The organism is Candidatus Pseudoscillospira sp. SGI.172, assembly GCF_050313575.1.
Lineage (GTDB): Bacteria > Bacillota > Clostridia > Oscillospirales > Oscillospiraceae > Vermiculatibacterium.
Window position 1 is genome coordinate 1 of sequence record NZ_JBNPLQ010000056.1, and the last position, 6,136, is coordinate 6,136.

Annotated in this window: 6 protein-coding genes; 3 read left to right on the plus strand and 3 right to left on the minus strand. The window is 64.3% G+C overall.

Translation table 11 applies throughout. The features are described from left to right. Positions 1 to 55: 55 nt before the first annotated feature. The gene (locus tag ACQRD3_RS13200) at positions 56 to 2,512 is read right to left on the minus strand and encodes an ATP-dependent Clp protease ATP-binding subunit (protein ID WP_427781703.1); all 2,457 of its coding nucleotides are present in this window, start codon (positions 2,510 to 2,512) and stop codon (positions 56 to 58) included. Beyond that, a complete protein-coding gene (locus ACQRD3_RS13205; protein ID WP_158082965.1) occupies positions 2,499 to 2,657 on the minus strand; it encodes a hypothetical protein in 159 nt (52 codons plus the stop codon). The genes ACQRD3_RS13200 and ACQRD3_RS13205 overlap by 14 nt, the downstream gene beginning before the upstream one ends. A gap of 139 nt (positions 2,658 to 2,796) precedes the next feature. Here ACQRD3_RS13205 and ACQRD3_RS13210 point away from each other — a divergent pair, with 139 nt between their 5' ends. Continuing rightward, a complete protein-coding gene (locus tag ACQRD3_RS13210) occupies positions 2,797 to 2,967 on the plus strand; it encodes a 4Fe-4S binding protein (RefSeq protein WP_080907918.1) in 171 nt (56 codons plus the stop codon). Between the two features lie 84 nt (positions 2,968 to 3,051). Here the strand turns inward: ACQRD3_RS13210 and ACQRD3_RS13215 are convergent, their stop codons facing one another. Then, entirely contained in the window at positions 3,052 to 3,993 is a 942-nt protein-coding gene (locus tag ACQRD3_RS13215; protein ID WP_427781704.1) for an alpha/beta hydrolase, read from the minus strand. Positions 3,994 to 4,147: 154 nt separating this feature from the next. Here ACQRD3_RS13215 and ACQRD3_RS13220 point away from each other — a divergent pair, with 154 nt between their 5' ends. After that, positions 4,148 to 5,434 carry a hypothetical protein gene (locus ACQRD3_RS13220; RefSeq protein WP_427781705.1) on the plus strand — a complete coding sequence of 429 codons (1,287 nt, stop codon included), beginning with the start codon at positions 4,148 to 4,150 and terminating at the stop codon, positions 5,432 to 5,434. A 4-nt stretch (positions 5,435 to 5,438) separates the two neighbouring features. Continuing rightward, positions 5,439 to 6,136 (plus strand): DUF6320 domain-containing protein (locus ACQRD3_RS13225; RefSeq protein WP_427781706.1); only part of this gene is annotated, 698 nt, incomplete at its 3' end.

A 6,136-nucleotide genomic window follows, 5' to 3' on the forward strand; every position in this document is an offset into this window, starting at 1 on the left:
TGATCCTGCGCCCCTTTTTGTGAAAAAATCCCGATTTTGAAGTCCCCGTCGATTTTTAACCAGCCGGGAGGGCGGCGGCGGTGGGACGCAGGATCACTTTTCCGTCCTCTTCCGTTACCGTGAGGGCGCTTCCGGCGGGAAGGGCCCCGGAGAGCAGAAGCCCGGCGGCGGGGTCCTCCACCTGAGAGCGGATGGCCCGGCGGAGGGGCCGGGCGCCGTAGTCGGGGTCGAAGCCGGACCGGGTCAGGGCCTCTCTGGCCTGGGGGGTGACCTCCAGAGTCACCCCGAGGGCGGTCAGACGGCTGCCCAGATCGTCCAGCATCCGCTGGGCGATGAGGGCGAGCTCGGGCTGCCCCAGCTGGTGAAAGACCACCGTCTCGTCCAGCCGGTTGAGAAATTCCGGTCGGAAGGTCCGACGGACATCCTCCATGACCCCGTGCTCCACCTCGGCGGGAGAGCGCAGCCCGTCGGTCTCCGTCCGGGCGGAGAAGCCCAGGCGGCCCTTGGCGGTGATGCGGCGGGCCCCCACGTTGGAGGTGAGAATGATGACGCAGCTTCGGAAATCTGCCTTCCGGCCCTGAGCGTCGGTGATCTGTCCATCCTCCAGCGCCTGGAGCAGCACACTCCAGATGTCCTCGTGTGCCTTTTCAATTTCGTCGAACAGCACCACCGAGTAGGGCTTGCGGCGCACAGCCTCGGTGAGCTGTCCCCCCTCCTCGTGGCCCACATAGCCCGGAGGGGAGCCCAGCAGCCGGGAGACGGTGTGCTTTTCCATATACTCCGACATGTCGAAGCGGATGAGGGAGTCCTCGCTGCCGAAAAGGGCGGCGGCCAGCGCCTTGCAAAGTTCGGTCTTGCCCACGCCGGTGGGGCCCAGGAAAAGGAAGGAGCCCACCGGGCGCCCCGGCTCCTTCAGTCCCACACGGCCCCTGCGGACGGCCTGGGATACTGCCCGCACCGCCTCCTCCTGGCCGATCACCCGGCGGCGCAGGGTGTCGTCCAGAGCCAGCAGCCGGTCGCTCTCCGAGCGGGTCAGGGAGGTCACGGGGATCCCGGTCCAGCCGGAGATGACGCTGGCCACATCCTGGCCGGTGACGGAGATGGGGCCCCGCCGCAGGAGCTGGGCAGCCTTCTCCCGCTCCAGGCTGCGGCGGAAATCTCCCTCGGCGTCCCGGTACATGGCGGCGGTCTCAAAGTCCTGCTCCCGGATGGCGGATTCCTTGCGCTGCCGGGCGTCGGCTACCTTTTCCTCCAGTTCTCGGAGTGCGGGGGAGGGTTCGGCGTCCCCCAGCCGGGCCCGGCTGGAGGCCTCATCCATCAGATCCACCGCCTTGTCCGGCAGTCTCCGGTCGGGGAGATAGCGGACAGAGAGACGGACTGCCGCGTCCAGCGCCTCGTCGGAGATAGAGAGGCGGTGATGGCGCTCGTACTGAGGGCGCAGTCCCTCCAGAATGGCGCGGGTGGCCTCGGGGGTGGGCTCCGCCACCAGTACCGGCTGGAACCGCCGCTCCAGGGCCGCGTCCTTTTCAATATACTTTCGGTATTCCGCGGTGGTGGTGGCCCCCACCACCTGGAGATCGCCCCGCCCCAAGGCGGGCTTGAGAATGTTGGCGGCGTCGATGGCCCCCTCGGCGCTGCCCGCGCCCACAATGGTGTGGAGTTCGTCGAGAAACAGGATCACATCCCCTGCCCGGCGCACCTCGGCCAGGATGTTTTTGACCCGCTCCTCAAATTCGCCCCGGTATTTCGTACCTGCCACCATGGAGGACAGGTCCAGAGACACCAGCCGTTTGGCGGCCAGATCCTCGGGAACCTCTCCGCCTGTGATGGCCAGTGCCAGAGCCTCAGCCACCGCGGTCTTGCCTACCCCGGGTTCCCCGATCAGGGCGGGGTTGTTTTTACGCCGCCGGGACAGGATCTCGATGACCCGGCGGACCTCCTTTTCCCGTCCGATGACCGGATCCAGCCCCCCGCTGGCCGCCAGAGCGGTGAGGTCGCGGGAGAATTGGTCCAGCAGTTTGGTGGTGGGGTGATCTTCCCGTTCCGGGCGGCGGCGGTCCAGGGGACGGGGATCATAGGCGCCGAAGGCGCATGTCACGTCTCCCAGGAGCTGACGGGGGTCTTTTCCCGCCGCGGCGATGACCCGGGCGGCGGCGCTGTCATTCTGGCGGAGAAGCCCTGTGAGCAGATGGCCGGTGTCCGCCCGGGAAGCCTGACACCGCCGGGCCTCGCTCAGCGCCAGCTCCAGGCATTCCCGGCAGCGGGGCGTGAGGCCCTGGCTGGGAAGCCCGCCTGCCGCTCCCAGACCCACCAGCCGCACCAGTGCAGCGCGAAGAAGCTCCGCAGTGAGACCGGCGGATGCCAGCGCCTTGGCCCCCGGGCCGCGGCCCTCCCTGGCAACGCCCAGAAGCAGGTGCTCGGTACCCACATAGCTGTGTCCCAGCTCGGCGGCGCTCTCCTGGGCCAGACGGAGGGCAGTTTCTGCCCCCATGGTAAATTCAACGGCGCTCATAGTCGTTCCTCCCGGTGAAGCCCGGTTTTTCCGGCCTTATCTTGCCGCTGCGCCGGGGGTGGGAAATGCTTTTAAAGGTGCCTTCCAGTTCGGGGGTCATGCTGCCTGCCGCCTCGACCCGAAAAGCACCGGACGGTCGTGCCATATCCATCCGCTCCCTTTCTGTGATTGCGTTTATCATTCCACCAATATAAAAATATACCCAGCGTATGGGGAAATTAGCATTGCAATTTAAAAAACTTGTGTTATAATATTCTCACATTAGAAGCTTGGAGGTGTAACCAATGGCTTATGTGATTAGCGACGCTTGCGTCAGCTGCGGCGCTTGCGCCGACGCTTGCCCCGTGTCCGCGATTTCCCAGGGCGATACACAGTATGTGATCGACGCCGGGACCTGCATCGATTGCGGTTCCTGCGCTGGTGCTTGCCCCACCGGGGCCATTTCCCAGGGCTGAGTTTCGCGTACAAAAAAACAGCGGCGCCGTGTTTTCACGGCGCCGCTGCTTTTTTGCGCTTCAGGCGTGGAAAAATTCTGTCTCTTACAGTTCCTCCAGCAAAAACCGCCCCACGCTCTCCATGGCCTGGTCGGCGGTGCGCATGGGAAACATCTGGAACACATGCCACATGTCCTTCCAGACCTCCAGGCGGCAGGGGACGCCCGCCCCCACGAGCCGATCCCGCAGCCGGACGGAGTCGGAATAGAGGATTTCGTTGCTGCCCACCTGGATGAGGGCGGGAGGGAAACGGGAGAGGTCGCCCAGCAGGGGGGAAAGCAGGGGATTGGAGAGATCCCGCTCCCCGGCGTAGACACGCCGGACGGCCTGGATATAATTCATGGTGATCATGGGGTCGATGTCTGCCCGCTCGGCGTAGGAGCGGCCGCTGGCCGTCATGTCGGTCCAGGGGGACATGAGCACCAGCCGGGCGGGGAGCCGCCGCCCCTCGGCTTTGAGCCGATGGCAGAGGACCAGAGCCAGATTGCCTCCGGCGGAATCTCCCGCCACCACCACGTCCCGGGCCCCGTAGCCCAGGTGCATCAGGTAGTCCCAGGCCTGCATGGCGTCGTCCGGGGCGGCGGGGAACGGGTGCTCCGGTGCCAGGCGGTACTCAAAGCTGAGTACCTCATAGCCCGTGGTCTCCGCCAGCTTGGCGGCCAGGGGGCGGGAATATCCCAAATTGCCGCTGGTATAGCCGCCGCCGTGGCAGTAGAGGATGACTTTGCGCTTCTCCCAGCAGCGGGTGGGTCGGGCCCAGGCAGCGGCCATGCCGTGGAGTCGGAATGGCTCCCAGGAGACGCCCCGCCGGGGAGAGACCAGCCGCCCCAGCAGCTCCTGCCCCGCCCGCTGGCGTTCCAGATCCTCTGGGTCCATAGATTCGGGGGAGGTGGCCGAATGGATGGCCTTTAGGGCCCGCATCACCGGCTCCAGCCGCCGGTCCTCCGCCATGCGTTTTTGCTCTGTGGTGGGCCGGATCAAATTCATATGCCGCCGCATTTCCATGGGCTTCCTCCATTTCTGTGATCGAGTTGGAAAGGTGAAAGCATTGTAACACGCGGCCGGGGAAAAGTAAAGGCGGGTTGCGCCGAAGCGGCGGCGGTGGTAAAATAAAAACGATCAGGCAGGGAGGAGGGCAGATATGGCAAAAAAGAAAAAGCCGGATTGGTATACGCTGGACAATGCCGGTATCCTGTATTCCGCGCTTCAAAAGGAGGAATATTCGGCGATCTACCGCTTCTCCGCCGTGCTGAAGGAGCGGGTGGATCCGGCGGCGCTCCAGCGTGCCGTGGACGAGTGTATGCCCCGGTTTCCCGGGTTTGCCGTGCGGATCAAGCGGGGCGCGTTCTGGTATTATTTCGAGCCGAACAGCGCTCCCGGCCCTTTCGTGAAGCCCGACATCTCAAATCCCTGCCAGCCGGTGCGGTTCAAAGAGGACAACGGCTGGCTGATCCGCTTTTATTATTATGAGACCAGGATCTCCCTGGAGGTGTTCCACGCCCTGTCCGACGGCGCCGGGGCGCTGACCTTTTTTCGGACCGTGCTGGCGGCCTATTTCCGGGAGACCGGGCGTGACATCCCCTATGCAGGACAAGGGCTTCTGGATCTGCGGGAGCCGCCCCTGCGGGAGGAGCGGGAGGACGCCTACGCCCGCTATGCCGGGAAGCGGGCGACGCGGGGCGGGATGCGGAAGAAAGCCTACCCCAACACGGGGACGCCGGAATCCTTTTATACGCTCAATGTGACCATGGGCTTCGTGCCGCTGGACAAACTCCGGGAGACGGCGAAGCGGCACGGGGCCACCGTGACCGAATATCTCACCGCCGTGCTTTTGAAGGTTCTGATCGAGAAGCAGCGGCGGGAACGGCCGGTCCGTGAGAAGCCGGTGGCGCTGGCCATCCCTGTCAACCTGCGCCCCTGGTTCCCCTCGGGCACACTGCGCAACTTTATTATTACCATCCGGCCCTGCATCGACCCCTCTCTGGGGGAATATCCATTTGAAGACGTTTTGAACTACACCCGCCACTTTATGCGCCTGGAGCAGGACCGGGCCAGGATGCGGGCTTCCTTTACAGGCAATGTCCGCTTCCAGACCAACCGGCTTCTGGGGGTCATTCCCGTCTTTCTGAAAAATCCCATCATGGCGCTGAGCTACCGCCTGGCCGGAGTGCGGCCCTATTCGGGCACCTACACTAACCCGGGGGCCTTCAAGGTGCCGCACGAGATGGCGCCCCTGATCGATCACATGGAGGTGATCCTGGGGCAGGCCACGGTGCCCCGGGTGCACTGTGCCTCCATCAGCTACGGAAACACCATGGAGGTCACCTTTGCCGGGACTTTGAAGGAGCGGGAGACCGAGAGGGACTTTTTCCGGTTCCTGATCCGGGAGGGAGTCCCGGTCAAAGTCATATCCAACCGAGAGGAGTGAGAGAATGTCCTACTGCGTTCACTGCGGGGTGGAGCTGGATCCCACCGCTGCGGTCTGCCCCCTGTGTGCCACCCCGGTCCGCGATCCTGCCAGGCCGGTGGACACTGTGTCTCCAAGGCCCTTTCCCACCCAGCGGGGTGAGGTGAAGCCGGTGTCCAAATGGGAGGCGGCGCTCCTTATTACGGTCCTGCTGGCCTCGATCTCCGTGGCCTGCGGTGTGCTGAATCTTTTCCTGCGGACAGAACACATCTGGTCGCTGTACCTGATCGGGGCGGCGGTGATGCTGTGGCTGTGGTTCGTTCCACCTCTGCTGGACCGGAAGATCCACTTGATCCTGCGGCTTGGACTGGACGTGGGTGCGGTGGCCATCTATGTGTTTTTGATCGCCCTGGCCAACCGGGGCTTCGGCTGGTATCTGGGCCTGGCACTTCCCCTTATTCTGACAGGCGGGGCGGTGGTGATGCTGCTGGCGATCGCGCTTCGAGGGCGCTCCATCCTGACCAAGGTCACGCTGACCATTGGCGGAATGGGCGTGTTCTGTCTGTTTACAGAGCTTTTTGTGGACCGATGGCTGACCGGGGCATGGTCCCCGGCCTGGTCTCTGGTGGTCCTGGCGGTCTGTGCGGCGATCATCGTGCCGCTGGTCATCATCCGGCGGACGCCCTCCCTGCGGGAAGAGGTCCGCAGACGTTTTCATATGTA